Here is a 26,466-nt window from a genome sequence, read left to right as displayed (position 1 = left end):
AACAGGTGGTCACTTTAAAGCGAAATGGGGTGACAGCTTAAACCCGGAACGGGCGGCCATTTTTGCCGAAATGCCCACCCAAAGCCCATGCCAAATATTGTAGGATAAGTTGCAGTAACGATGTCGCCAGTTGGAACCAGAAACCAGTATTCTCGCTAACTCCTACATTAAACTAAAGCGAATCCCTTGATAGAGGGTTAGTAAATATGATTTCAGCCCTGATATAAAAAGTATTTATTTTGTATAAATCAAAATTTTAATAGTTATTTATGTTGAAATGAAGTAGTTCAGAAAAAAAACAATAAAGTACTTTTAAAAATGAAGATCATCGGTAAAACGAATTTATTAATATCGCTGACTCTGATCAGTATCGTGGGTATTGCAGCCTGTAAAAGAAACGATAATGTTGACTTTGATCAGCTGATTAAACAGTATTCGGCAAATCAAAAAGACAGCTTGAAATTGCAATCTTTAAAATTTATAAAAACTAATATTGAAGGAGTGACATCTGACGAACCGTATTTTTATAACGAGAAAGGTGAAATGCTGGATTTTAATTTGGATACAATTACCTCAGACAGTTCCCTTAGATCGATATTATTAAATAAAAAAATAAACTATTCGTATACTCGTTTAAAGGATGTTGATTTTTTGTCTTCAGAATTATTGGAGGAAAATATAGATAAAGCGCTATCAGACTGGAAAAAGTATCCTTGGAATAAGAATGTACCTAAAGATATTTTTTTAAATTATCTTCTGCCATATAAGGTTTTAAACGAACGTCCAGATAATTGGAGGATGGTTTTGTTTAAAAAATATAAGGATAGCATTTCTAATCACATGGCAAATTGGGATAGTGACAGTGAGAAACTATATTTAGGTCTACGTACAGAAGCTTGGTCCTGGCTGAAATATACCTCTGACTTTACCAAGCTGACTCGGTATCCTTCTTTCAAAGAATTGATAGCAATAAAAAAAGGAGAATGCCCTGAACTTTCCAATTTGTTTGTATTTATAGCAAGGTCTGCCGGAATACCTGCTACAGTAGATATAGTGCCGTTGTGGGGAAAAACAAGTGGTAGTCATGCCGCAGAGGTTTTCTATGGGCCGATCAAAAAAAACAACAAGGTTGTAAAATATGGCATGAGGCCGTGGGATCCTTTTAAATTTCCACCCAAGGTTTTCAGGACTAGCTTTAAAAAAACAAACTTATGGTCAGATTCCATAAAACCACTAATGGGAAAGAAAAATTATTTTATCCCGACCTTCCTAAAATCAGACAGATTATTGGATGTTACAGCAGATTACACCCCAACAACAAACTTCATTTACAAATTTGAAAAAAAAGAGAATAATATCCCCTTAGCTTATATCTGTGTCTTTAATTACGGAGTATGGAAACCCGTTTTCTATGGCAAGGTTACTTCAGATGGCGGATACGTTATATTCAATAATATGGCAAAAGATATGGCATATCATGTTGCAGTACCCGAGGGCAATAGGTATAGATTGATCGGCAAACCGTTTATCATAGATTCCCTTAATCATGTTGTATACTCTACACCAGATTTTGGCAATAAAAGCAATACCATTTTGAAAAAGATAAATATGGGCGCTGAATCTTGGGTGAAAAAGTCTAGAGAATATACATTAAAATATTTGGATAAGAACAATGAATGGCAAGATTTAGACAGCAGGATCTGCAAAAAAGACTCTTGTTTAATTTTCGACAAAATACCAGCTAATGCATTTTACATGATTGAAGACAGAATCGGCGATAAAAGTTTAAGTAGGATATTTCTTATTAAGAACAAAGAGCAACTCTGGTATTAAGATTATGTTTTATTTAATTCAAATTGCTGCTTAAATGAAGTTGGTAGCATCGGTTAACTCTTCTCAAAAGGCTACTCACGTATCATTAATCAGTATTTTTATGCATCTAATTTGTTACATTAGATATAAATATGCATATTTGCGCATGTTTAACCCATTATCTATCAAATATGAATCCATCTACTGGTCTTGTACTCTACACTGCGCTCACAGCCATTTTTGTTAGCGTATTAATCTATCTACTAATCAAATTTTTGAAAAAAAAACAATGAAACAAAAACAAATTCTAATTCTCTCTCTTATTTTTGCCTTTTTTGCAGGTATAATTTATTCCTGCAAAAAACAAGATGCCTCAAAATTATCTGTTAATGATTTAATTGAAAAATACGATCTCAAAGTTGTTCAAGCTGCTGTACAGGATACAACGAAAACTAACATGGTTTTCGCCTCAGCCGCGGAGGCGGATGCATTTATAGCCAATATCAAAAATGCTTCCTATACAACAGAGATCGGCTCCACTATAAGCTTAAATGCAAACAAGAACCTGAAAGCTTCCAATAAACCATCAGGACTACAAATCTCTGGGAAAATTATGTTTGAGGAAGAGCCTGATCTAGTGGTTGAAGGAAAACCTAAACCAGGCTCTAGAAATGTGAAATACAATGCATCACCTATCTCTGGTTATTTGGTTAATGTTAACTGGGGAAGTAATTATTCAAATATAACTACAACAGGTGCTCTTTTTGGTTTCACCCTTGGTACATCATTTACTCAAACTGGCACGGGAACATCAACTTACAATTCTCAAACAGGTCTTATTAACTTTACTGTGAATGGCTTGCAGAATTACAACATTATCGTTGAAGGACTTGGAACGATATATAGTCAGCCTATTGTTATGACTGGTTCGCTTAATCCTACTACCGGAACTTCGACCATGACAGTGACAAATGCCCAATAACATTCATATCTAATTATTTAGAATAAATTAATGGTCATTAAACTAAAGTTTGGAAGATGTGGTTTTAACCCGCATCTTCCATTTTTTTTTTCTGAAAGTTTACTTCGTCAAGTAATATTTGCATTTGTGCTGCTTCAGATCTTTTCTCCTATATTAAATATTACAGGAGTCTATCTCTTTAGTGAAAGAATCGAAAGTTTTTATATAGAATTTTCATCCCTTATCATTGTTCTACTCTCCATATATTATTTTATTATACGTGGCAAAAGTTTCGAGTACACGAGATTGGATTTATGCATTCTATTTTTGATTGTATACATGTGTTTGATTAACCTGGTAACTAACGGAAAAGAAGACAATTATCTCTTATTCTTCTTTATCACCATTTTTTCTCAATTGATACTGCTCAAGAATTTAAACTTCTCACCAAATAAAATCGAATCGGGTATTTTCTTAGTTAGCTCTCTTCTTTCAATCTATATCATAATACAACAATTATTCAATTCTTTAGGGTTTCCAGAGATAAAATTATCGGAAACCGTATTTGATAGCACAACGACAACTGGGAATTATCTAGCTCTTACTTTTCCTTACATTCTGTTTAGATCTTCAGACAAAATGCTTTTGGCACATAAGATATTTTTTCTCATCAACCTTGTCGCTATTTTTTTGTCAAAGGATGTGAGTTCAATCATATTGGTGATGTTGATGTGCTATCTATTTTTTACCTTTTTCTACAAAAGGACCAAGAATTTATTGTGTTTTAAAAAACATCTACTTTTCCATGTATTATTTTTAATAATCAGCTTTTCGGCTATTATGACCACCTTGATCAATAGCAACAAAGCACTAAGGGCACTGGAGGGCCGGATTTTTATTCAAAGTACAAGTATGCCAATGTTAAAGGACAATTTGTTGTTTGGTATAGGGACAAATAAGTTCGGTGCACAATATAATTATCTACAGGCAAGCTATTTTGTAAGCGAAAAAGACCAGGCTAAGTATGGTAAATATCGGGATCTTGCAAATAATTCTTTTAGCTGTTTTAATGAATATCTGGAATTATGGATTGAGATCGGAATTTTTGGTTTGATACTACTTCTGATTGTAATATTTTATATTTACCGGACAATCAAGTACAAGCCTCTGAAACCAGCAATAATCTCAATAACAGTATTTTTTATACTTAGCTTGAATGATGGCCTATTCCACAATATTTCACTTTTACCCATAATGATCATTAATTTTTGTTTGATGGGCGACCAGTACAAAAATTACACACTTCATAGTCGATTGGTAAAAATTCAGAGCATTGTAATCGTTAGTTTGACATTGTGGTATGCCTATATTTTGACCAATCAATTTAAATCAACGTTGGCATATAATAAAACATTTAGTGAAGCTACCAATTCGCAAAAACTAAGAAACTATCAACGGGCTTATAAATATCTCCAAAACGATGGAATCTATCTTTACCACTATGGTACTTTTTTAATAAAAAAACAGGCTAAAGTTAAAGAAGGAATAAAGATTCTGAAGAAGGCTATCAGCAGGTTACCACATACGGACATATTGAATTTACTCGGCGATGCATACATAATGGAAAATAAATTCACGGATGCTGAATATTATTATAAAATTTCTGCGAACATAGTGCCAATTAAAATTATCCCTAGATACAAGCTATTTCAACTTTACATTCTCAAAGGTGAAAATGATAATGCCATCAAGCAAGCCAAAATAATAGATTCTACCCCTGTAAAAGTATCATCAAAAACAGGAGATAGGATAAGATGTGAAATAACTCGTTACCTAGATAAGCAAGAAAATTGTGAACTGAAGAAGGAATGCCTATAAGATAAGTGATTTGAAACTTCGGTTTCTTACACCCTCAGGATAAATAGCTTTAAAAAAGCTCACTTTATGGCCTATAAAAGACTTGATCAAGTCATAGAATACTAAAACAAAGTTAATGCGTAAAGGTTCGACAGCCTTTAGCTCTGAAATTCGAGAACTTTCAACCACCCTTTCTTTGCCTAAACCAGCCCTTAGATATAATAAATCAATTGGGTATCAACCGCACCTTTAAAAGCAGCGATTACCCTGTCCAGATCATCGGCGAGAGCATATTCAAATCCTTTCCAATAATCGATTTTGGCTAAAACAAGCTTAGATTTTTCTGACCAAAGCGCAAACTGAGTATCGAGGGTTAATTTAATAAGGCCATCTTATAAAAGCACTTAAGAAATTCCTATTTTTAAACTGCCCTTATCCAGCCAAGTGTCCGCAGGAGACGAGGCTTCCGGCCGTCCGGTGGACGGCCGCCACGCATTTTATCCCGCTCTTAAAACAATCAGCTTCTGATAAAAGTCCTCCCAGTAAGCCCGAAGCCTTTTGTCCAGCTCTGAAAACCTGGGGTCTTCATGGTAAAGGTTTCTAAAATGATCTGCCTCTTTGATGGCAGCTTCTAAATCGTTGACCCTGATGGATCTTCCAGCAAAATCGATAACATTCATCATAATTGAATTACACCCAGTTTGGGCAGGTCAAACAGCTAATTTTAAGATATAAATATTAAACTATCTCTAAGGCTTCTATTCTCCTCATTTCACCTCACCAGCGCTTAATTCCACTTCATTTTCAATGAGCCAGTATGTTGCACAATCTGAAAGTTCGTCGAAATGCCCGCTGCATCCAGAGAGTACAGCGCGCAACCGCTCCCGATCTTCCTCTGCCCCTTCAAAAGATGAACACATAAAATTGCCATAAACGTAAAAGTTAGCATCATTACAAACATCAAAACCGCTCAAAGCTTCAATTTCATTCCTGGCCTGTTGAAAAATGCCATCCATTACGATATAACAGGGGTCAACGTCCGAAAACTTCATACCACATTCATCACAAAACAATTCGATCTGATCGAATGCCCAAGCTGAATCAAAACCAGCGTTAATCGCATGCGAAACTGCTGTTTTAATATCCAAATAACCATAAGGGCAAAAAGCCTCCCTAAAGCTTGCGATCTCATTTTCTAGGTACTCCAAATTTTCCATAATCAAATCCTTAGATAATCCGTTTTATTTTCTTTGTTTCCCCTTTTCCCAAAAAATCTTTTCAAAAGAAAAAACGGAAAAAAAGAAAGTCCGGAAAAACGGGCGTAAGAGAGAACGCAGAGCTATAAGTCCCAGAGGGTGTTCTGGCGCAGCCAGGACATTATGCGCTCGCAGAGAACGGAGCGCCCGAAATTTACGGCCTTTTTATCCGTTTCGATTTGAATGACCCTGATGATCAGTTCACATTAAAAAAAGTGCATTTATTGAATACCGAATGAAAACCAACTGGTCCATAACCTAAAAGTAGTATACCCCTTTATTCATCTACTTAACGAAGCGAGTTTCCGGCATGTAAGAGACTTGATCAAATCGCAGGATATTGAAACAGTTAATACGAAAAGGTCCGACTCCCTTTCGATCTAAATTTTTTAAATGTTTAATATTTCAACCTTACATTATAGCATAATCATATATGCACAATAGTTGTTGGGAATAATAAAACAAAAAATAATGGCAACAAACTAAAGGACTGCATTGTTGTTGGCAACCATGATAATTGTAGCCTCCAAGCTATAAAGTTTCGACACCGACGGGCACTTCAGCAATTTTTGCTGTTTCTTACGTCAGCTATTTTCACGAAAAACATATTACCAGCAAGCAAAGAAGATTATTATATTTGAAACCATATCTAAAACCCAAAATTACGCCTCATGAAAAAAACACTTTTAGTCATACTGGCAACCGCTTTAAGCCATTCAGGTTTTACCCAGTTCAAAAATGAAAGCTTCGAAACCAAAAAAGACCATTCACTGGCCCCTTCAGATTGGAACTTTACATCCGTTGCCGGCTATACAGGCCAGAGAGATGATTCCATCTCACATTCGGGAAAATCCTCATTCAAATTAACAGGTAGCGACCAGATTAAAGCGAATACTTTCCAGAACGTTTCACAACTCATTGCTTATGAAACTAAGGGCTTTGAGCAGATCCAGCTCTCGGGATACGTAAAACTGAAAGAGGTTGAACAGAGCCTGGCATTCTGGTGCCAGGTCTGGGATAAGGACAATAAAATGATAGGATTTGAAAACATCCAGTCACAGCAGCCGGTACTAAAGGGAAGCAGTGAATGGAAGCAATATTCCCTTAGACTCAGCCTGCCCAAAGAAACCAAAAAACTTTATTTCGGGGTCTATCTGATGGGAAAAGGAACAGCCTGGATAGACGATTTCACTATAGAAAAACTCGACAACCCCTACTCACCACCCAGTGAAGAAATTACCCGCTACATCAGTGAAGTGCGCAAAATAATAAAAGAAAATTCCATTTACAGGGATTCCCTTAACTGGGCAGATATCGACGAAGGCATTAAATTCTTCTCTTCAGGTCTGAAAACCGTGACCGATGCAGCCAAAATCAACAGCTACATCCTTAGCACTTTAAAAAAGGCAGGTGACAACCACTCCTTCTTCCAGACCCGGGTAAATGCCCAGAAATATGCTTCGGAGAATACCAATCCTGAAAAAACTACGTCGGCACTGCTTGAAAACAATATGGGCTATATCCAGGTACCTGGTTTTGGTTCACTGGATAAGAAAACAATGGATGAGTTTGCGAACGATATCCAGCAGCAGATTTGCCGGCTTGACACAGCAAACCAAATTCAGGGATGGGTAGTTGACCTGAGGAAAAATACAGGTGGCAACATGTACCCCATGATTGCAGGGCTCGGTCCGCTGATCAGCACCGGAGAACTGGGTTACTTTGTCTACCCCGACGAAAAAAAAACAAAATATCACCCATGGACCTACACCTCCTCAGATAAACCAACTTCAACCATGGGTATCACCATCAGCAAACCTTACCAGATTAAAAACAAAGACAGTAAAGTTGCCGTATTGATTGGTCCGCGTACTTCAAGCAGTGGTGAGATGACCACGATATCCTTTATCGGCAAAGCGCACACAAAACTGTTCGGAGAACCGACAGGTGGCTACACGACTGCAAACCGGGGGTTCAAATTAGCGGACGGCTCTTATCTTTATCTGGCCTCCAGTTATACTGCAGACCGCAATAAGAAAGAATACCGTGGAAAAATACAGCCGGATGTCCTAATCAAGCCTTCAGGTGATGGGGATGAGGTATTAAAAGCTGCTGTAAAATGGCTGAGCGAAAAGTAAATTACTCACAAATAGCTCTATCGACCGTATCTTATCGATCCCTGCACCAGCAATGCTAAAAAAACACAGTAACCCTAAATTAACGCAAATTTAAACTTTAACAATCTCATGAAATCACAGCACACCTTCCGTTATTTATTTTTTCTTTTTTTCCTTGTATACGGCTGCCTTTGCCAGGCCCAGACTTTTGAACATGGTGAAACTATTAACGGACCTGGTTTCGGGTACGGCGGCGTTAAAACTTTTGATGCCGACGGTGATGGTGACCTGGATGTATTGTACTTTCCAAACTTATATCTGAATGACGGCCATGGCAGAAAACAAAAAACGATCCTCATAGGAGATGCCAAAGAATATGAAGATTATAGTCTCGAAGACCTTGACGGAGATAAAGACGTCGATATTGTCGTATTATATAAAGACGGGGAAATAGTGGTTTTCATTAACGGACCGAAGGGCTTTAACAGGATAGCGCAAAAAAGCAAGGTAAGCTACCTTCCTGCCGAGTATGCCAAATTGTATTTATATGATGCCAATTCGGACGGAATACGCGATATCATTATATCCGGACTCAGAGGAGTTCCAATTGCCTACACAGGAGCTTCCAACCATCAATACAGCTATTTCAAAGTATTTAATGATAATTTTCGAAGGCTGAGTGATGTAATTGGGATTGACATCGATAAAAACGGCATCCAGGAACTACTGGTTCCTGTTTACCCGCAAAAAAGGGGTGAAAACCCAGTGCTCCAAGCTTACGCTTTCAAAGGCGATAAATATGTTGTTGCCCAAACCATCCCCCTAGCTACCGGGATAAGCAGCTTTAGGTTAATGGATATGGATAAAGACGGCGACCAGGACCTGGTATACTCTTATACAGACCAGAATGGCGGTATATACTGGATAGAACGTAACAGCAAAGGCGCATTAGGTAAAACTCATACACTCATAGACCACCTTGAACTGGAAAGCTTCAGGCTTGAAGACTTTGATTCAGACGGCGATCTTGATCTGGCTTATTTTACCCAACGCAATCAATATACTTTTATCAATTGGGCCGAGAATAAAGGGAACAATGTTTTTGTTAAAACCCAGAAAAGTCTACTCCCCAATATCAAAGAATCTCAGTTATTTGTTTTAGGGGATTTCGATGGCGACAAAGTCAAAGACGTGCTTTTTTATGATGATGAAAAAGAACAGATAAGGCCTGAGTATACCATGCTATTACAGCAAAAGAACGGGCAGGTAAAACAAAAGAACACGTGGCTTGTAAAAGCTGACTGTTCCGGCTTTGCTTTTACCGACCTGGATAACAACGGCACCAAAGATATTCTAGGATATTATAACCATGAGTTGTTTTATATGCTATCAGACGGAAAAGGAAAATATGCCAAGTCTACGCAACTGCTAAAAAGCCCGTTTAAAATTGAAAAACTTGAATCAGCCGATCTTGATAATGACGGGAAAGAAGATTTGGTGGTATGCTCCGGCGAGCGGGAAAACGGCATCCTGGGTTGGTATAAAAACCTGGGAGGTTTCAAATTCAGCCCGATATCGATATTGCTCCAGGAAAAAGGAAGACTGATCAGCTTCGAGCTTATCGATTATGATCGCGACGGCAATAAGGATGTGGCCGTGAACTACTGGACAGACAACATTCGCGGTCTCTACCTTTATAAAAACACGGGTAAGGGCATTTTCAGCAAAAGCCGTACAGCAGTTAGCGAAACCAGTAAGTTATTCCCGTCCATTGCCGTATGGGATATTAACGGGGACAAGGCCGATGACCTGATCGATTACGGGTCCCAAACCTGGTTCAACTACAAAGGGAATGAAAAATGGGAGGAGCAACCAAGTCATTTTCAGCAGCAATTTATCAGCAGCATTCATAGAGCCAAAGTGGACAACGATAGCTCAGCAGACTATCTGGTCCTTGCAGGCAGCCAGCTTAAATGGTTTGAAGAAAATAACGGACAATGGGAAAGCAAAGTTATTCCCAAAAATTTTGGCATCGAGATGCTCAGTGTCGGGGATATCAACGGTGATGGCTATAGCGATATTGTCTGCCTGGCTGACCAATATGGTCTGGCAGAGGGGCTTAACGAGGAAATTGCCTTCAGTTCCAAATATTCCATCATCTGCCTTATAAACGATAAGTCAGGAAACTTTACCTCCAAACCACTATCCCGGGTTTCCAACTTAAGCAGCCTTCAACTCCAGGACATTGATAAGGATGGTGACCTTGACATCATCGCCTCCTGCAGCCAATGGCCAGGTTCAGGTATCACCATATGGAAAAATTCAGGCAATAAGTAACTACAAGTTTTCCCCGAGCCATTCACAGACTCGATGTGACTGAAGCTGAATGCACTATGGGCGGGTTTAAATGTTCGTGATAGTTACTTCAGAAAAACGAAAAATGCAGGCAAAATGCTCATCGTCTGAGACCCCATAATTGCTTTTGCCGAAAGCATTACCCGCAGGCCGGCTTTCAGAAGATTTTTTAATGATAGAAGGTGCTCCATGAATGTAGTCAGTCTACAAAAAAAGCGCCTCAATCCTGAAAGCGCTAGTTTAGATAAAAAGTGCAGCCCCTATAGGTTTGCAGCGCGAAAATAGAAAACAGCTCCGAATAGAGGAAACTTAGCTCAAAAAAATTATTAATTAATATCCCTGCCTTGCATACAAACTGTCCTGTCAGGGACAGACGCGGCATCCTTTTGAAGCGAAAGACACAGCAAATGGCCCGGCCCGCAGGGGACAGCCAAAAACAACCCAAACAACAGGTCAGTCATAACACAAACGACAAACTACCTCCTCATATCCCTCCACCGCAAATAATCCTCAAACTCCCTACTCTGCCCCCTCCTTTTATTCCTATTCCAATAAACAGCCATCATAAACAGCACCCATCGTCATTTCCTTTATTCCTGCGTGGGGTTAAGCTCATCAGGTTAATTTCTATTTGCACACGACTTAAACTCTTTGTAGTTTAGGGAATGAAAAAATTAATCTCCTTTTGCACTCTCTTTTTTATCGTATTTGCTGTGAAAGCCCAGTCCGAAGGCGAGCTTCTTTTAGGTTTGAAGTTAGACTAATAAACCGCTCAAAAAATTGCATCAAAATACTTAATCCAATAATCACAATTCCATGAAATACTTTATCGCCCTCTTCTTATTTTTTGTTGTATTTGTCACAAAATCACAAACCATCAATAACCTTCAAAGCGAATTTACCAATACAGGCATTTACCATATTGATAAAATCACATTTATTGATACCGCAACTATTGTTGAGGTCAAGATCAGTTTTTTACCAAACTGGTGGACTACATTCAGCGATAAAGCATATTTAGAAAATGCAGACACAGGAGAAAAATACACGGTAAAAGCTATCGAAGGAGCTAAATTCAACACAAAACTGCTAACACCAAAATCCGGTGATACCACGGTTAAGTTGATTTTCCCTAAACTGGAAAAGAAAATTAAGCGACTAAATTACGGTGACGATGGTAAAACTTCGGTATACGGTATATCATTGCAAAAAAAAACTAAGACTAATCAAACGCCTTCAATACCTGAAAATGTTTCGAAATGGTTGAATGTTCAAATGGCAGCCAGCAAGCGCAAAGTAGACCCGAACCAGTTCTATGTGAGCGATTCGATTAAAATTGTTGGCTACATTAAAGGTTATGATAAAAGAGCAGGCTTTGCCAGTGGCATTATCTATCACCAAAATCACCTCACCAGAGAAGACTTTCCGACCACAGTAAGAATATATGAGGACGGACGATTTGAATGTAGCATGTTGGGCATACATCCAATTTCTTCGAACATATATTTTAATAATCAAAACATTAATTTTTATGCCGTACCAGGGACGACAACAGGAATAATTTTAGATTGGAATGACTTTTTATTGGCAGATAGATATCGCGATAAGCGGTATGAATTTAAACACGTACAATACTTGGGTGTAAATAAGTTGATTAACGAAACGCTCGCCTCCGTTAAGTTTACCTTGCCCAACTACAGTAAATTAAGTGAATATAGAAAAAAACAAAAACCGGAAGACTTTAAAAATATTCAAATTCAAAATTGGGAAAGCGCCAGAAAGACAGTAGATAGTACGATATCTATAAACCAGATAGCGGACCCCATCAAAAAAATGATAGTTAATCAAGTGGATTTAACCTATGCCAACTATATTTTTGACTATGAGAATTCACGTGACTATTACCGTAAGGAAGAACCCAACAATGAAATTCTTAAGTTACCGATACCTGCTAATTATTTCGATTTTCTAAATAAAATTAATTTGGACGATGAATCCCTTCTAATTTCCAATGCTTTTTCAACGTTCATTAATCGCTTTGAATTTTCGCCTGTATACGATAGAGCATTACTCTACGATCGTGACAATAATGGTAATGGCTATTTAAAATTAGATTCTGCATATCTTACTAAAAACAAGAAATCACTGGTTTTTGATATTGCCAAGCTTCGTTCATTGACTTCAAACTTTAAATTTAACCAATACAAAAATAAAAGTTTTGCTAAAGAAACTACTTTCTTAACACAAAGCATAAAAGAGCCCTTTGTGGTTAGTGAAATGAATCGAATGTACAACAAGTATAAAATAGGTAATGTAGCTTACGAGCTGCCTAATAGCGCTGCTGCATCAGTATTCAAGAAAATCATCAATCCATTGAAGGGAAAAATATTAGTTGTTGATTTTTGGGCGCAATGGTGTGGCCCTTGTCGCGAAGGTATTGAAAGTAGCCTGGCATTAAGAAAGAAATACAATGATAATCCCGATTTTGATTTTGTATTTATAACGGACGCAGAAAGCACCGACGCTGCTTTTTATGGTGAATATATTGTAAAAAACTCAATGATCAATACACACAGAATTAAGGCAGATGAATATTTAGCATTGAGAGAACTGTTCAAATTCAATGGGATACCCCGTTATGTTTTGGTGAACGCAGAAGGGAAAATACAAGACGACAACTTTTCATCATATAATCTGAAAAATGAATTCAGGAAATACTTTCCTGGAAAATTTACAGATGCATACTGGAAATAACAAATTGAACAATTGCATCATAATTAAAAGATACTTCAACTTAAAAGAACTTCATTTGAACGAACCCTTATACTGACCAAAAAATATTTTATGTTTCAAAGCGTAGGAATTTGCATAATCATACTAACTAAATGCCTATTATTGGCCATTTCCTTACATTAACTTGGTATGGTCAACGAGGTATATTATAAAATAACGGTAAAGGGGTTTGAATGGAACATTAATCGCTGCTACAGCGAATGGCAATATGCTTTTACTGGGACGTTCATTTCGATGGTGAGCTTGATAATGCATAAACAACACCTTCTTATCATGCGCGAATAGTTGAAGAAAGCCTAATCTCACCAAATTGGTAGCGGCATCAGGGCTATCAGTAAGAACGTGCCACACCGTTATGCCCCAATACCTTATTGTACAGAATAAGGATTTTTTGCCTAATAGTACTTTTTTGTACCATGCATTGTTGCATTTGTACTATCAGCAATATTTAAGTTTATTCTGAAATTAGCACGTATGTAATTTTAACAACTAAGAGAATATGAACTAAATAATTACTCATGGATAACATCCCCGTCTTTAATTACTTTTTCAGGGGAGAACAATGTCTCTAGAGTCAATCGTGGATCTTGGTTTAAAATAAGTAAGTTGGCTTTCTTACCTTTTCTAACAACTCCCCGGTCACTTAGCCCGGTAACTTTTGCCCCGTTCATTGTTGCCGCTTGTAATACTTCTAAATTGCTCATTCCACATTTCTCAGCTAGTAATTTCATTTCATACATTAATGGTAAGTTTTCGTTTTTGGTTGGATAAAACCAATCTGTCCCAGTAACCATATTAACTCCTAATTCATGCGCTCTTTTAGTGATTAGAACCGCATTTTTTAATTTATTATTCTCGGAAAGAAACACTGTTGGATCTAAATAAATATTACGTTTTTTCATTTCTAAAAGCAACTGATCACAAGCGGCACTATCAATTTTTAAACCTTTATTCAGTTTCGCCCAAGCTACGCTACTATTTAGTGTATCTCCTTTAATACTTTGAAAAATTAAATCACTGGCATGCGACATGCTGTTTACGCCAGCTAGTGCTACATCTATTGGCTTTGCCGGAAAAACAGCGGCGTGTGCCCACACCATTAGACCTTGCTTATGCGCTTCTTTGGTAATACCATTAATTAAGGTTTTATTTAAATCGGAATAGACCTTTATTCCTGTTACCCCTGCGTTCTTTGCATCTTCAACAGCTTGTTTGATGTTTTCCTGTTTACTGATCGTTTTATACCAGGGTGTGTTTCCCACATCCTGGTCATCTTTTTTAAATTTTGTTATAAGTTTAAAGTATGCAGGGCCGGCAAACTGTGCAGCGTAATAAATATCTGGCCCAATAACCTTACCTGCCTTAATATCGTTTTTATAATGAGCTAAATAGGGCGCATTACCAGTCATGTCACGTACGGTCGTAACCCCATGTCTAACAAAATTCAGCAAAATGCTATCGGTATTTAAACGAGCCTTTTTGATATTGGATAAATTGCCGGTTGCAAAATGTACATGGCTATCCATCATACCTGGCACTATAAATTTCCCGCTACAGTCAACTACATCAGCATCTTTTTCTTTTACCTTGGATAATTGATCATAAACTCCTTTTATTAACCCATTTTCAATAATTATTGAACCAATTCTGGGTTTAACATTTGCATCACCATCTATTATTGTAGCGTTTTTGAGGATAAGTTTTTTCGCCTGATTCTGGGCACAGCAAAGCCCTGACACCGCTGTTAACAGTGTTAGCATTAAATATATTTTTTTCATAATTTTTCGAGATCTGCTATTGTTGCATTTTGTTTAATAATGATTCCATTTTTATCAACTAGGAAAGTAGAGGGTAATGATTTTATCTGGTATTGGGTAGCAAAAGTTCCTTTCATTCCATGATCAGCAATTAACTGCATCCATGGAATTTTATCAGCATCAATGGCCTTTTTCCATGCCTCTTTAGCATCATCTACCGATACCGAAACCAGTTCAATCCCTTTGCTTTTTAAGCTGGCATAAACCGGAACGAGGTTACGATTAGCTGCTCTGCAGGGTGTACACCATGATGCCCAAACATCAATTAAGACATACTTATGGCGCTTAAAAATACTATCAATAGCAATAGGATTGCCTTCTTTACTTTGCAAAGTAAATGATGGTGCCATTTTACCAACGAACAAAGTATGCTGCAATACCTGAGCCTGAAGCTTTTGCCCAATCATACCTGATACGTGGTTAGTACTTTTAGTGGGTAAGAAATATGCATCGATTTTTTTCAAATCACGAAGATTAAATAAATTCAGATTACTATAGGCAATCCACTCGCCAGCAGCATTATTAATATTGTTGTGGATAAAATTTAACCTTGCAGTTTCTACCTTTGCTTCTTGTATATCATTTTCTTTGGCTGCAATCAGTTTTTCTTCCAGGTTAGCTGCTTTCATGTATTTATTTCCGGTGGCGGTCCATTGTTTTTGCATCGGTTCCATCTCAGCTAAATATTTATCGAGTATGGTTTGCAATTTACCTCCGCTTACAACAATCTGAGAATCAGCAGAAAATGTAATGGTACACATTCCTTTTTCAAACATAATTACCTGGTTAACAAATGGTTTTCTGCACTGTAAGGTGTAAACTGCCGGTACACTATCGGTTAGATGAAAGGTGTAAGCATGCTGGTTATCTAAACTTGATGTATCTATCAGTGTTCTTTTAGGCCATTCTCTGTACAGTTTAATTTTTGATCCAGCTGCATGAACAGCTGAGCTAAATTTGATATCCATCCCTAAGGCTCGATTTGATTGAGCTTTCGCATTTTGGAAGGTAAAAGCAATTGTAATTAAAACAACAAGCGTTTTTATATATTTTATAAAGGAAAATTTCATATTACCGGCGATTTTGAACAATTAATGGATTGATATCAATAATTTTTGGAGCAATCTGCAGTAAATACGCAGGACTATTTGGTTCCAAAGTATAAGTAGTTGAGCCAATAACCCGGCTAATTGTTTTCTTAAACCGGTCATCACGGTTTAACCTTTTCAAATCAAACCATCTGACACCTTTGTACAGAAGCTCTCTGCGGCGTTCTGTTAAAACCTTCGCTAATGCATCATCAGCTGAGCTTGCAGTTAACGCAACATAATCAGCAGGTTTAAAACGTTTAATCCTTAATGTATTTAAAATGGCAACTGCACCATCCTTATCACCTGCCCTGGCCAAACACTCTGCCTTAATCAACATGATTTCTGGTACTCCAATGCTGTAATTTGGTGTGGTACCCAGGTAATCGGGATTTACGCTGGTACTTGCTGCACCTGTTGAAGTTAATCTGGTAAAATTGAAAACGTAACGTAAGTCTTTTGTATCTAAAACGGTCAATAAATCTGAACTGGCCATAAAGCGCACGAAAATTCCACCGTTGGTAACCAGTTTACAGTAGAGATTTTCTACATTACTTTGTGGTAATGGATTGTTTACAATGGTAGATGCGGTTGGTTTAGCGGGATTACTAAAACTCAAAGAATTCCAGTCAAAAAGTGTATTTTTCTTTGCTAAAATATCATTGGCACATTTTAGTGCATTCGCATAATCGCCTTTAAAAAGATAAACCCTGGCTAACAAAGCCATCGATGCCAGTTTGCCTGGATGAACATAATTGCGCCCAACATCCGGAAAATCTGCAATTGAAATGGCCGTTTGTAAATCACTGATCACCTGATCGTAAACTTGTTGTACCGTTGCACGTGTAGCTTTTGCTTCCAGATCGCCATGAAGCATAATCGGAACCGACAAATCGGTAGATGCGGTTGCGGCTACATAATCGTTACCATATAAATTGGCAACAGTGAATAAATAATAAGCACGTTGAGTAAGGGCCTCTGCTCTTAAACGATTTCGGGTTTCTTCAGTTCCCTGTGCTGCATTTTGTAAATTATCTAAAACCAGATTACAGATATAAATATAGTTATATGGCGTATTCCATTCAGCATCGTCATCCGTTGCAAGCAGTAATTCTTTTTGCCAGGTATAAGATCTTGACATTCTGTTCGTATTTACGGAAGTAATAGAACTATTCAACATATCATCCGTCATGAACTCCGGATAGATGTATCCTGATTGACTAAGTATAATGTCATTTAAAAATTCTTCATAATCGGCAAGCGTTTTAGGTACCACTTTCCCTTTTATGGGTGATTCATCTAAATACTTTTTACAAGATCCAAAACCAGTAAGAATCAGGATTGCGAGTATAATCAATTTAATTTTCATACAATTTTATCTTATTAAAAACCTGCTTTCAGGCTTATGGTTGTAACTTTGGGTGTAGGCAAATAATAACTTCCCGTTTGCGGATCAATAGCTTCGGGATCTATACCATATTTATTTTTAGTCCATATGGCAATATTGTTCATTTGAACGGATAGCGATAAGCTTTTAATTGCGCTTTTACCTAGTATTTTGGCAGGTATCTTGTATCCAAGTTGTACTTCTCTTAACCTGATAAAACTGCTGCTTTCTACGCTATTACTCGAATACATTGCGGCACGGGTACGTCCATCGTATAATGAATTTGGTGAAGCTAAAAAAGAAGCGATATCTGTAAAAGCCTCATCACCTGGTTTTTTCCATCGGTTTGCCACCTGGTAATTGATAACGGGACTCCAGTCGTAACCATTCATAGAAGGCATTTCTCTTCGAAATACACCACCAAAATTGTATATTAATACTGCACTGGCAAAAACCCCTTTAAAATTAAAGATATTGGTAAAGCCACCTGTATATTTAGGGCGGTAAGAGCCACTGTTTTCTAACGAACCATAAACAGGTACTAAAACCTTATTGCCATCACCATCGTATACCTGAGGATCGCCGGTATTGCTCAAACCTGCCCATTTATAACTCCAAAGTGTCTCGCGGGAATAGCCTTCTACATAAAATGGCACAGTACCTGTTACCCGCCCAACTGCTGGATTGCTTTCTGCAATTTTGTTCTCCGTAATTTTATTGGTGTTGTATGAAAAATTGAACGTGCTTGACCAGGAGAAATCGCCTAACTGCAATACCCTGCCTGTTAAAGTGCTCTCTATACCCGTATTTACCATACTGGCACCATTTAATTTGGTTGAGGTAAAGCCAATAGTTGGATCGAGTAATTGTGTACCCAATAAATCATAGCCATATTTTTTATAGGCATCTACGCTTAGCTGAAATCTATTTTTTAAAAAAGCGATGTCGGCTCCCAGATTATAGGTTTTAGTTCTTTCCCATCTCAACTTTGGATTGTATGGATTACTGGCATCAACTCTCGAGCGATAATCGAAAGTTGATGCCTGGTAAGCTCTGCTCGCAACGAGTAATGAAGTCGTATTGGCGTCGTAGTTTCCGGTTAAGCCTACAGTTGCCCTCAATTTCAGTAAATTGATAAAATCAACATGGAAAAATTTCTCTTTTGTGATGTCCCATGCCCCACCTATTGACCACAGTGGTGTTCTTCTGTATTTAGGATCTACCCCAAATAAATTCGATTCATCAAAACGCAAACTTCCCTGCAAGGTATACTTATCATCGTAGGTATAGGTAGCAGTAGAAAAATAAGAAATTTCACGTGTATTTTTATAGCTGAACCGATCATAGGCTGTTGCATCGTAAATGGTATTGGATCCGCTTTGACCAACAACGCCATTTAGAAGTGCGATCTGGTTAATCGGCGACCAGGATTGTAAATCGTCTATATAATTAAACTTACGATTTGTAAAGCCATTGGTTAGATATTGTTTAACTTCTACTCCTCCTCCAAAATTAATAAAATGCTTGCCACCGAACAGGTTTGTATAGTTTAACTGAGATCTAAATGCCGCATTGTCGTTCGTTGTTTCGGCTAAATCGAGATAATTTCCTTTAGGAAGGTTAAATACGGCCTTTCCATTCGCATCTAAGCTGGCATATTGATTTAATAAGCTCCTGGCGGCATAAGAATTTTCGTCTACCAGTTTATTATTTGTGGTTTTCATTTTATCGTACAGGAAATAAGCGTTAGCCGTCAAACCTTTTACAAGGGTTGCTTCTAACCCTACTTTCGTTCTCAAGCCAAAAACAGCACTGTTATTGTTGGCTAAAGTGGCATCCTGCAATAAATTTTTACCATTGTTATAATAACCTTTAGCCATTAAAGTGCTATTGGTATTTTTGTTAAAGGAGCCATAATCGTAAACATAATTACCATCAGCATCCAGCTGCATTTGATATGGCGCTAGCCCGTAAATTTGAGATCGTAGGTCAACACCTATATCCTGATTATTGAAAACAGTATTAATATCTGCCACAGCGTGCAGCCAAGTTGTAATTTCATAATCGTTACGCATATTAATTTGCACAGACCGATAAGCATCACCAATGAAATTGGATTTGGTATTATCATAAGAACCTGAAAACATAAAACGGTATTTAGCAGCGCCTCCAGATAAAGATAAATAGTAGTTTTGCCGAACACCTGTGCGCATTAAAAGGGTTTTATTTTGTGCCAAATTTGATAAACCGGAAAGCGAATCTTGTTTATGGGTTAATTGTGCTGCAGAAATTAAACCTTGCTCTTTTTGTAAAATATAATCAAATGATGGAGAAAAACCACCTTGGGTACCTTGAAAGTATGCTGAACTAAAATAACCTTTTGCGTAAATTTCATTATCTACACTGATCATATCTGCTGAACTGGCCCTGTTAAATACATTAAAGTTATTTTTTTGTGTGAGGTATAAATTAGAGGAAAAATTGATGCTTAAGGCACCTTGTTTACCTCTTTTAGTCGTAATTACAACTACCCCGTTTGCTGCCCTTGAGCCCCAGATTGCTGAAGCAGACGCATCTTTAAGTACATCAATTTTTTCTACGTCATTAAAATTATCAGGAAGCTGATTAACAGGAAAACCATCAACAATAATTAAGGGTGTATTTCTTTCACTTTGGATGGCACTTCCACCCCTTACCTGGATATCGGATCCTGTTTGGGTTCTTACGCCATTTACGGACCTAAACCCATTATAAACAGAAAGGCCCGGAACAGCTCCTTCTAAAATACGATCTAAAGACTGATTGCTTCTGCGCTCTATATCGGCATTAGAAATGGTAGCATAACTGCCCGTAGTATTTTTCTTTGCCAATGTTTGGTACCCGTTCGAAACTACTGTAACTTCTTTTAAGGTATTGGCATCTTCAAGCAGGTTAATGTTTAACAATGCATTGCCACTTACATTTATTTCTGTAGTTTGATAACCAATATAACTAATTGATAGTTTAGGTGTAGATGTGCTGGTGACAATTTTAAAGTTACCTCTGTCATCAGTTAAAGCAGCATTATTGGTTCCTGATTCGCGAATGGTAATTCCGCCAAGGTGCACAATATCATTCCCAACCGATAAACCGGCCTTACCTCTTATTTCCACAGTCGCTTTATTCAATGGATTACCAGAAGTTGTTTCTTTTTGCTTTTTACTAACTGCAATCATATTGCCTGTAGTTTTAAACTCAAAAGCGTAGTTAATTTTTAAATAATCTAAAACTTCATTTAGTGATGAAGTTTTTAAAGCCATACTCACCTTTTCCCTGGTGTCGATGGTTTTATCTGAATAGTAAAAACGTACTTTAAATTCTTTCTCCAGTTTAGAAAACACCTCATTAACCGGATCTTGGTTAAAGGATATTTGTTTTTTTAACTGCGCAAATGTGCTTATTGAAAAAAACATGATGGAAAAACTAATCAATAGTATTCTACTTAACGGTGCTTTTACAAGTTTTACCCGTTTTAATTTTCTTAAATTCATGAAAATGTTTGGTTATTTAGTTGTTTGTTGGTTTAGTAAATAGTGATATGACTGGAATCGTTAAATTTATAGCGTTTGTTTATAGAAAAACACAGTACTTCCATTACAGACTGCAGCGAATCTTGCCTAAATGTTCCGTTGAAAGTTTTTTTATTAAGATTACTTTCATCTGCTTTTATTGATACGTTGTAGTAAATTTCAAGCTGCAGTAAAACCTCTTTTAAAGGCGCATCTTTAAAAATAATTTCCTGAATTTTCCATCGGTTAAAGTTCTTATCTGAAAATTTCTGATTGGCTGGAGCCTTTGTGTGGTTACCAAAACTGATGCTTTCTTTTGGATTCAGGGTAGCAACCAAATTCCACAAATTCCCTTTTCTAGTTGCAATGGTCACTTTACCTTCTTCTAATTCTACATTTAGTTTATTGAGTAGATTGTTTGATTGCAACTTAAATGCAGTACCCACTGCCGTAGTTACATAATTGCCGGTATAAACTTTAAAAGGGTGCTGTTTATCTTTAGCTACTTTAAAATATGCAACTCCAGAAAGGTACATCTTCCGATCATTTTTACCGAAACCGCGATCGATAGCTAATTTGGCCCCCTTATCTAAAATAATAAAACTACCGTCCCATAAATCGATAGCTTTTCTTTGGGTACCGGCCTGGTAAAAATATTGATGAGTAGCAAATTTCGCAAGCTCCGGTTTAAGTGGAGGATTTTGATGAAAGTAAAAGAAAAATGTAACGGCAGATATCATGACTAACACCGCTGCTGCAATTGCGGCATACTTCCATGTATAAAGCTTAACAGTTTTTTTATTCTTATTTAAATAACTTTTTAATAAATAAACAGCCTGAGGTTTTAATTTATCTGCCAAAAGCAGTAACTGGGTATCCTGAATTAAAGTTGCTGCCTCTTGTATGTAAACTTGTTTATCTGGATTTTTAACAAGATAATCTCTCCAATATATTACATCATCTTCATTAATTTGAAGGCAACTATTTACAAAGGATTCATTTTTAAGAAAATCTTCGCTTGAATTAAATTCCATTCTTTTTCTTTCTTTTTAATACAGAGGAGAATAAGCATGAAATTTACCACAGCCAAAGAAAATTTTTTTCATTTATTTCTGAACGTAGCTTGTTGATGCCCCTATTGAGCAAATTATAAACTGTTCGAATACTCGTTTTTTTATAATCGACAATTTCTTGCATCGATTTATTTTGTAAAAACCGAAGTTCTATAACCTCCCGCTGGGCAGGACTAAGTAAGGTTAAGGCTTTTTCGAGCTTAGCAAATTGTTCTGTTATCAATTCAGCATCTAAGAGTTCTGAATCATCGATTTTAATCGCTTCAACAAAATCAGAAATGGGCTCTATTTTTTTATGCTTTTTCCATTGATAGGTTAACTGCCTCCTAAAGGAAGTTAATAAGTATGCTTTCACATTAATATCGAGTGCAAGCTTTTCTCTTCGTTCCCATATATAAATAAAAAAATCGTGTAGCTGGTCTTTAACAAAATCATGCTCACCATTTAACCACTTACAACCCCATACAAAAAAACTGCTGTAATATTTCTCGTAAATATCAATAAAAGATTGTTCGTTGCCTGCACAAAAAGACTTCCAAAGTAAAGCATCAGTGTGGCTGGAATTCATGTAAATTTTATTAATAGAGATTAAGGAAAGGGATTAAAATCAGGCAAACATTGATATAGCCCAATGGATACAAATATAACCATTCATTTGAATCAAAAAATTCTAATGTATCTTATCAACTGAACACTTTTAAAATTAACGATTCTTGCAAATGATTTAAACCTTGGCCATCCAAGATTCGAGTAATAGATGGGTTGAAACGTCGTTAGTGCTCTATATTTTAACTTCTGAAAAATATCAGTATATTGGAAGTATATATTTGCAGTCAAAAAGCGGTGAGTGATTCGGAGAGTCGCATTTTTGAAACGATGTTTAAAACATATTCTAGCAGTATTTTAGGATTGGGAATTCTCTCACTCTCCGCCGAAAATGGCTTACAAGCCCTTCAAAAGCCCGCAAATTGTACGATAGGGGGGCTTTTCTCGCTAATGCTGCATTCTCTAGACATTAATAATATAGAAACCACATCAATGCAGATTAGAATATATTTTACATTTATTTTCTTATTTGGCTGCTCATTTGCATCTGCCCAAATACTGGATACGGCCAATATAGCAGCCTCAATAATTCCTACATCTGCTAAATTAAAGTATTCAGATAATCGAAAGGTTGATAGTTTATGTACAATGGGCAGCCAATTATCCAGAATGCTTCAATATACAAAAGGCTTAGCCTTTTTTGAAGCGGCAGACTCTTTAGAGAATAACAATGCGCTTATTAAGTCTGAAATAGCCTGGGCATATATGCATATTCCAGATTATGATAAGGCCATAGAAAATTTCAATTTAGCTATTACCATCAATCCCGCCGATTCTTCTTCTAAAAGAAATATAATTATCTGTCACTTATATCAAAAAAAGTACGATGTAGCAATTACAAAAGGCAAACAATATTTAAGTGAATATCCTAATGATCCCGAGGGTTATTATAATTTGATGACTGTATACTATTATTCCCAGGAGCCAAAAAGTGCAATAAGGTTTGGAAAAAAATCTATTCCGCTATATCTAGCTCAAAAAAGCAGATCAGTTTACGATGCCTATTACGTATTGGGTAAGATATACTACGACCAGGGTGATTATCTGAATTCAGGCAAGATGTTTAAATTGGTAACAGAGCGCGGAATAGCCATAGAAGAAAAATACAGGTTACACTAAACTAGATGGACATACATGAAGAAATGGCGAATGACCATTTGGAGTTTATGCTGCCTTAATAATTCTAACGGTTAGTTCATAGTATAAGATTTTCAGGACTTCTTCTTTTTTGTATAATCGGTTCCGAAAGTAAGGTCATCACGCCAACCTCTAATTGTATCGAGATGCTCAGGTAGCAAGCACGCATCAAAAAAAAGGTCAATGACTTTGCACGGCTCAGTAGTCTCATCATTGTCGAGATAAACGATCCGTTTGTGTATACGGTTCTGGGGTAGGTTTCCCATCAAACTAAAATTGAAAGGTTTATAGTTTAATTTTCTGTAGCCAGGATTTCAGGAGTTAATAACTCTGTTTGCCCTGAAGGAACAATAGAGGCGGACTATTATTCAAGCATTTCTATTTTTTTTCATACATGTGATAATACATGCGTGTGATAAAGAACACTATAATGATGAGATAACCGATACTAAAAAGACGGTATACGGTTAAAAACTAACAAATCTTCATGGAGTGACAACTTATTCTTTTTAGTGTGATGGTTTCATAATTTAACTAAATATGAATTCGAATGATCTTAGTTCTCAATAGTTAGAATGAATATACGCTGAGGATTAATGTAAGAACTTTGATATATGATGACATATTTGGAGAGCTCGTTCTCAAACTGTGGATATCCCAGCCAAGCGTCCGCAAGAACGAGGTTTCCGGTCGTCCAATGGACGACCGCCACACGTTTGATATATCTGTTAAACAATCAATCTGATAACAGCCCTCGCAAAGAAGCCTTATTGAAATCTTTGATCTTCAAAACCAGACCTAACCCATCGATCCGCTCATTTTTACAATACCCTTCTCCTGGAAACATCTGCGACCTGGGCAGCCGCTGTTTACTCAGAGATGAAGTAAACGTGCTGATATCATCGCTGAAGTTGATATCGGCCCTTATCATCTGCACAGATCAGGTATATGCTACAGCTGTCAATATGTGGTAGTTATACGTTAATATCCAGCCAGTTATAAGTTTAGTATTTATTAACTTCGTTTAGTTAAAATACAACGACTGAAGCTATTTTGTGCTTTCATTAAGGTGAAAAAAGTGGAAATGGAATTAAACAGCAGACAACTTTAGTTAATAGAATCTTGTGTGAGCTGTTAAAATGAAAAGTGGACTGGGATGCTTGCATATATCATTGAGCAAAAAAATTCTATCGCAATTATAAATTAATCTATAACTAAACCTTAATTGAAAAAGCAATGAAAAAAAACTATTTAAACTTTTTTATGGCAGCACTCTTGTCTGTTTCAGCCCTAAGCTGTAAAAAGCAAAATGCCGTGACTAACGAAGTGGTTGATGCAGACAGATCTGCAAAAATGCATACCTTTAATTTCGACGGCAATAACATTCAGATCAAAGAAGAAAACGGTGTGTATTATCTCGCCGATGATATCACACTTAGTAAAGAACAGTTTAATTTTATAAAAGTTAACAGCAACAAAAACGTGTCTACCTCAGAGCGGGCACTGGTAATAAATGCTTTAGCTAAGCGCTGGCCAGGTGGTATAGTTTATTATGACTTATCGGGCCTTGGTGCCGATACAGCTGCTGCTTTAAAGGCAATGGAATATATTAGCAGGGTTTCTCCTGTAACATTTGTGCAAAGAACTACTCAGGCCAATTACATTAATTTTGTGAAGTCTACTGTCAATACTTCGCCAATAGGAATGATTGGAGGGGCACAGACCGTGAATTTGGTGAATTATAATACTATCGGCATCATTATCCACGAAATATTCCATTCATTGGGCGCAAATCATGAAATGTGCCGCCCAGACCGAGATGATTATATCATTGTGAATTATGACAACATTGATCCAAGTGGTGCATACAATTATAATAAGGTTTCGGCAACAAGTTATACAACTATTGGTACGCCATTAGATATCGAATCAATATTGATGTACGCTGCAGATCCCATCGGAAGTCCCCAAAAGATAACGAAATTAGATGGATCTCGTTATGAGACCTGCTTTCCTTCACCAAACATGAGCCCTGCAGATATTGCAGGCATCAACCACATGTATACCGGTTTTACATATGTTGGCTTACCTGCAAATACTAATTATGAAATTTCTACAGCATTGGATATTACCAAGGTGCTGAACGTATCCGGGAATTACACGGCAGATGGTACGCAGGTCATTTTATGGACAGACGTAAACACCAGTAACGGAAGGTGGAATGTGACCAAAAATGCCAGTGGTTATTATATATTATCTCCGTTAAACGCACCAGGAAAGGTACTTACCGTAGTGGCTGGTGGTATCGCGAATGGTACTAAGCTGGAAATTAGAACAAACACAAGTACAACCTCACAGCAGTTTAATATCATCCCGGTTGAGGGTGGTTATTATATCATTTCTCCACGCAATGTCCCATCCAAAAATATTGATATACCGGGTAGTGCAACCGCAAACGGTACCCTGCCTGGTCTTTGGGGTTATGGTGGTGCCAACAATCAAAAATTCAAATTTAGTACATTTTAAAAAAAATTAAATATGATAAAGCCCGATTCGTAATAAGAATCGGGCTTTTATAATCAATGTGGAGTCCTAAAAAAGGTTGACCAAATCTTAACAAAATGGTCAATAATAATTTAAAAAAATTGCAACGTTCACC

16 protein-coding genes are annotated in these 26,466 nt (G+C 37.0%); 8 read left to right on the top strand and 8 right to left on the bottom strand.

Annotated features, from left to right (window positions below; translation table 11 throughout):
* Window positions 1-318 precede the first annotated feature (318 nt).
* The 3 genes from AC07YT_RS24140 to AC07YT_RS24130 all read left to right on the top strand — a co-directional run bounded on the left by AC07YT_RS24140 (window position 319) and on the right by AC07YT_RS24130 (window position 4,651).
* The gene (locus AC07YT_RS24140; RefSeq protein WP_086546852.1) at window positions 319-1,833 is read left to right on the top strand and encodes a transglutaminase domain-containing protein; all 1,515 of its coding nucleotides are present in this window, start codon (window positions 319-321) and stop codon (window positions 1,831-1,833) included.
* A gap of 268 nt (window positions 1,834-2,101) precedes the next feature.
* Window positions 2,102-2,794: a hypothetical protein gene (locus tag AC07YT_RS24135; RefSeq protein ID WP_086546853.1), complete on the top strand. Its 693-nt coding sequence runs from the start codon at window positions 2,102-2,104 to the stop codon at window positions 2,792-2,794.
* Window positions 2,795-2,824: 30 nt separating this feature from the next.
* A complete protein-coding gene (locus AC07YT_RS24130) occupies window positions 2,825-4,651 on the top strand; it encodes an O-antigen ligase family protein (RefSeq protein WP_086546854.1) in 1,827 nt (608 codons plus the stop codon).
* Window positions 4,652-5,127: 476 nt separating this feature from the next.
* Here AC07YT_RS24130 and AC07YT_RS24125 read toward each other — a convergent pair whose 3' ends face one another.
* Together AC07YT_RS24125 and AC07YT_RS24120 are read right to left on the bottom strand one after the other, a co-directional pair.
* Window positions 5,128-5,313: a hypothetical protein gene (locus AC07YT_RS24125; protein WP_086546855.1), complete on the bottom strand. Its 186-nt coding sequence runs from the start codon at window positions 5,311-5,313 to the stop codon at window positions 5,128-5,130.
* Window positions 5,314-5,397: 84 nt separating this feature from the next.
* Window positions 5,398-5,847, bottom strand: a complete 450-nt coding sequence (locus tag AC07YT_RS24120; RefSeq protein ID WP_086546856.1) for a hypothetical protein — start codon at window positions 5,845-5,847, stop codon at window positions 5,398-5,400.
* A gap of 710 nt (window positions 5,848-6,557) precedes the next feature.
* Here AC07YT_RS24120 and AC07YT_RS24115 point away from each other — a divergent pair.
* The 3 genes from AC07YT_RS24115 (at window position 6,558) to AC07YT_RS24105 (ending at window position 13,112) form a co-directional block, all read left to right on the top strand.
* Window positions 6,558-8,024 carry a S41 family peptidase gene (locus AC07YT_RS24115; RefSeq protein WP_086546857.1) on the top strand — a complete coding sequence of 489 codons (1,467 nt, stop codon included), beginning with the start codon at window positions 6,558-6,560 and terminating at the stop codon, window positions 8,022-8,024.
* Between the two features lie 108 nt (window positions 8,025-8,132).
* Complete coding sequence (locus tag AC07YT_RS24110; protein ID WP_086546858.1) at window positions 8,133-10,340, top strand: FG-GAP repeat domain-containing protein; 2,208 nt, start codon at window positions 8,133-8,135, stop codon at window positions 10,338-10,340.
* A gap of 834 nt (window positions 10,341-11,174) precedes the next feature.
* Window positions 11,175-13,112: a TlpA family protein disulfide reductase gene (locus tag AC07YT_RS24105; RefSeq protein WP_086546859.1), complete on the top strand. Its 1,938-nt coding sequence runs from the start codon at window positions 11,175-11,177 to the stop codon at window positions 13,110-13,112.
* A gap of 551 nt (window positions 13,113-13,663) precedes the next feature.
* On the opposite strand, the gene AC07YT_RS24100 is transcribed toward AC07YT_RS24105, so the two are convergent.
* The 6 genes from AC07YT_RS24100 to AC07YT_RS24075 all read right to left on the bottom strand — a co-directional run bounded on the left by AC07YT_RS24100 (window position 13,664) and on the right by AC07YT_RS24075 (window position 22,632).
* Window positions 13,664-14,929 (bottom strand): amidohydrolase family protein, encoded by a 1,266-nt coding sequence (locus AC07YT_RS24100; RefSeq protein ID WP_086546860.1) that lies wholly within the window; start codon window positions 14,927-14,929, stop codon window positions 13,664-13,666.
* Entirely contained in the window at window positions 14,926-15,936 is a 1,011-nt protein-coding gene (locus AC07YT_RS24095) for a TlpA family protein disulfide reductase (protein WP_494945563.1), read from the bottom strand. Before AC07YT_RS24095 ends, AC07YT_RS24100 begins: the two co-directional genes overlap by 4 nt.
* Before the next feature lie 103 nt (window positions 15,937-16,039).
* Window positions 16,040-17,425 (bottom strand): RagB/SusD family nutrient uptake outer membrane protein, encoded by a 1,386-nt coding sequence (locus AC07YT_RS24090; RefSeq protein ID WP_086546862.1) that lies wholly within the window; start codon window positions 17,423-17,425, stop codon window positions 16,040-16,042.
* A 14-nt stretch (window positions 17,426-17,439) separates the two neighbouring features.
* Window positions 17,440-20,973 carry a SusC/RagA family TonB-linked outer membrane protein gene (locus AC07YT_RS24085; RefSeq protein WP_086546863.1) on the bottom strand — a complete coding sequence of 1,178 codons (3,534 nt, stop codon included), beginning with the start codon at window positions 20,971-20,973 and terminating at the stop codon, window positions 17,440-17,442.
* 32 nt (window positions 20,974-21,005) lie between these two features.
* A complete protein-coding gene (locus AC07YT_RS24080) occupies window positions 21,006-22,025 on the bottom strand; it encodes a FecR family protein (RefSeq protein ID WP_086546864.1) in 1,020 nt (339 codons plus the stop codon).
* Window positions 22,026-22,068: 43 nt separating this feature from the next.
* The gene (locus tag AC07YT_RS24075) at window positions 22,069-22,632 is read right to left on the bottom strand and encodes an RNA polymerase sigma factor (RefSeq protein WP_086546865.1); all 564 of its coding nucleotides are present in this window, start codon (window positions 22,630-22,632) and stop codon (window positions 22,069-22,071) included.
* 245 nt (window positions 22,633-22,877) lie between these two features.
* Between AC07YT_RS24075 and AC07YT_RS24070 the strand changes: the two genes are divergently transcribed.
* Together AC07YT_RS24070 and AC07YT_RS24065 are read left to right on the top strand one after the other, a co-directional pair.
* A complete protein-coding gene (locus tag AC07YT_RS24070) occupies window positions 22,878-23,789 on the top strand; it encodes a tetratricopeptide repeat protein (RefSeq protein WP_145954254.1) in 912 nt (303 codons plus the stop codon).
* Window positions 23,790-25,043: 1,254 nt separating this feature from the next.
* Window positions 25,044-26,333, top strand: coding sequence for a M12 family metallopeptidase (locus AC07YT_RS24065; protein ID WP_086546869.1), 1,290 nt, complete (start codon window positions 25,044-25,046; stop codon window positions 26,331-26,333).
* Window positions 26,334-26,466 lie beyond the last annotated feature (133 nt).

This window comes from Pedobacter sp. GW460-11-11-14-TSB4 (genome assembly GCF_059423705.1).
The sequence above is the reverse complement of the archived record's forward strand: the minus strand, read 5'-3'. Positions and strand labels throughout refer to the sequence as shown.

Coding starts and splice junctions, on each gene's coding strand:
- AC07YT_RS24075 (WP_086546865.1), bottom strand. CDS start 22,632: ATGAATTCCAGCCACACTGATGCTTTACTTTGGAAGTCTTTTTGTGCA.
- AC07YT_RS24120 (WP_086546856.1), bottom strand. CDS start 5,847: ATGGAAAATTTGGAGTACCTAGAAAATGAGATCGCAAGCTTTAGGGAG.
- AC07YT_RS24135 (WP_086546853.1), top strand. CDS start 2,102: ATGAAACAAAAACAAATTCTAATTCTCTCTCTTATTTTTGCCTTTTTT.
- AC07YT_RS24080 (WP_086546864.1), bottom strand. CDS start 22,025: ATGGAATTTAATTCAAGCGAAGATTTTCTTAAAAATGAATCCTTTGTA.
- AC07YT_RS24105 (WP_086546859.1), top strand. CDS start 11,175: ATGAAATACTTTATCGCCCTCTTCTTATTTTTTGTTGTATTTGTCACA.
- AC07YT_RS24065 (WP_086546869.1), top strand. CDS start 25,044: ATGAAAAAAAACTATTTAAACTTTTTTATGGCAGCACTCTTGTCTGTT.
- AC07YT_RS24115 (WP_086546857.1), top strand. CDS start 6,558: ATGAAAAAAACACTTTTAGTCATACTGGCAACCGCTTTAAGCCATTCA.
- AC07YT_RS24110 (WP_086546858.1), top strand. CDS start 8,133: ATGAAATCACAGCACACCTTCCGTTATTTATTTTTTCTTTTTTTCCTT.
- AC07YT_RS24125 (WP_086546855.1), bottom strand. CDS start 5,313: ATGATGAATGTTATCGATTTTGCTGGAAGATCCATCAGGGTCAACGAT.
- AC07YT_RS24095 (WP_494945563.1), bottom strand. CDS start 15,936: ATGGATATCAAATTTAGCTCAGCTGTTCATGCAGCTGGATCAAAAATT.
- AC07YT_RS24085 (WP_086546863.1), bottom strand. CDS start 20,973: ATGAATTTAAGAAAATTAAAACGGGTAAAACTTGTAAAAGCACCGTTA.
- AC07YT_RS24100 (WP_086546860.1), bottom strand. CDS start 14,929: ATGAAAAAAATATATTTAATGCTAACACTGTTAACAGCGGTGTCAGGG.
- AC07YT_RS24090 (WP_086546862.1), bottom strand. CDS start 17,425: ATGAAAATTAAATTGATTATACTCGCAATCCTGATTCTTACTGGTTTT.
- AC07YT_RS24140 (WP_086546852.1), top strand. CDS start 319: ATGAAGATCATCGGTAAAACGAATTTATTAATATCGCTGACTCTGATC.
- AC07YT_RS24130 (WP_086546854.1), top strand. CDS start 2,825: ATGGTCATTAAACTAAAGTTTGGAAGATGTGGTTTTAACCCGCATCTT.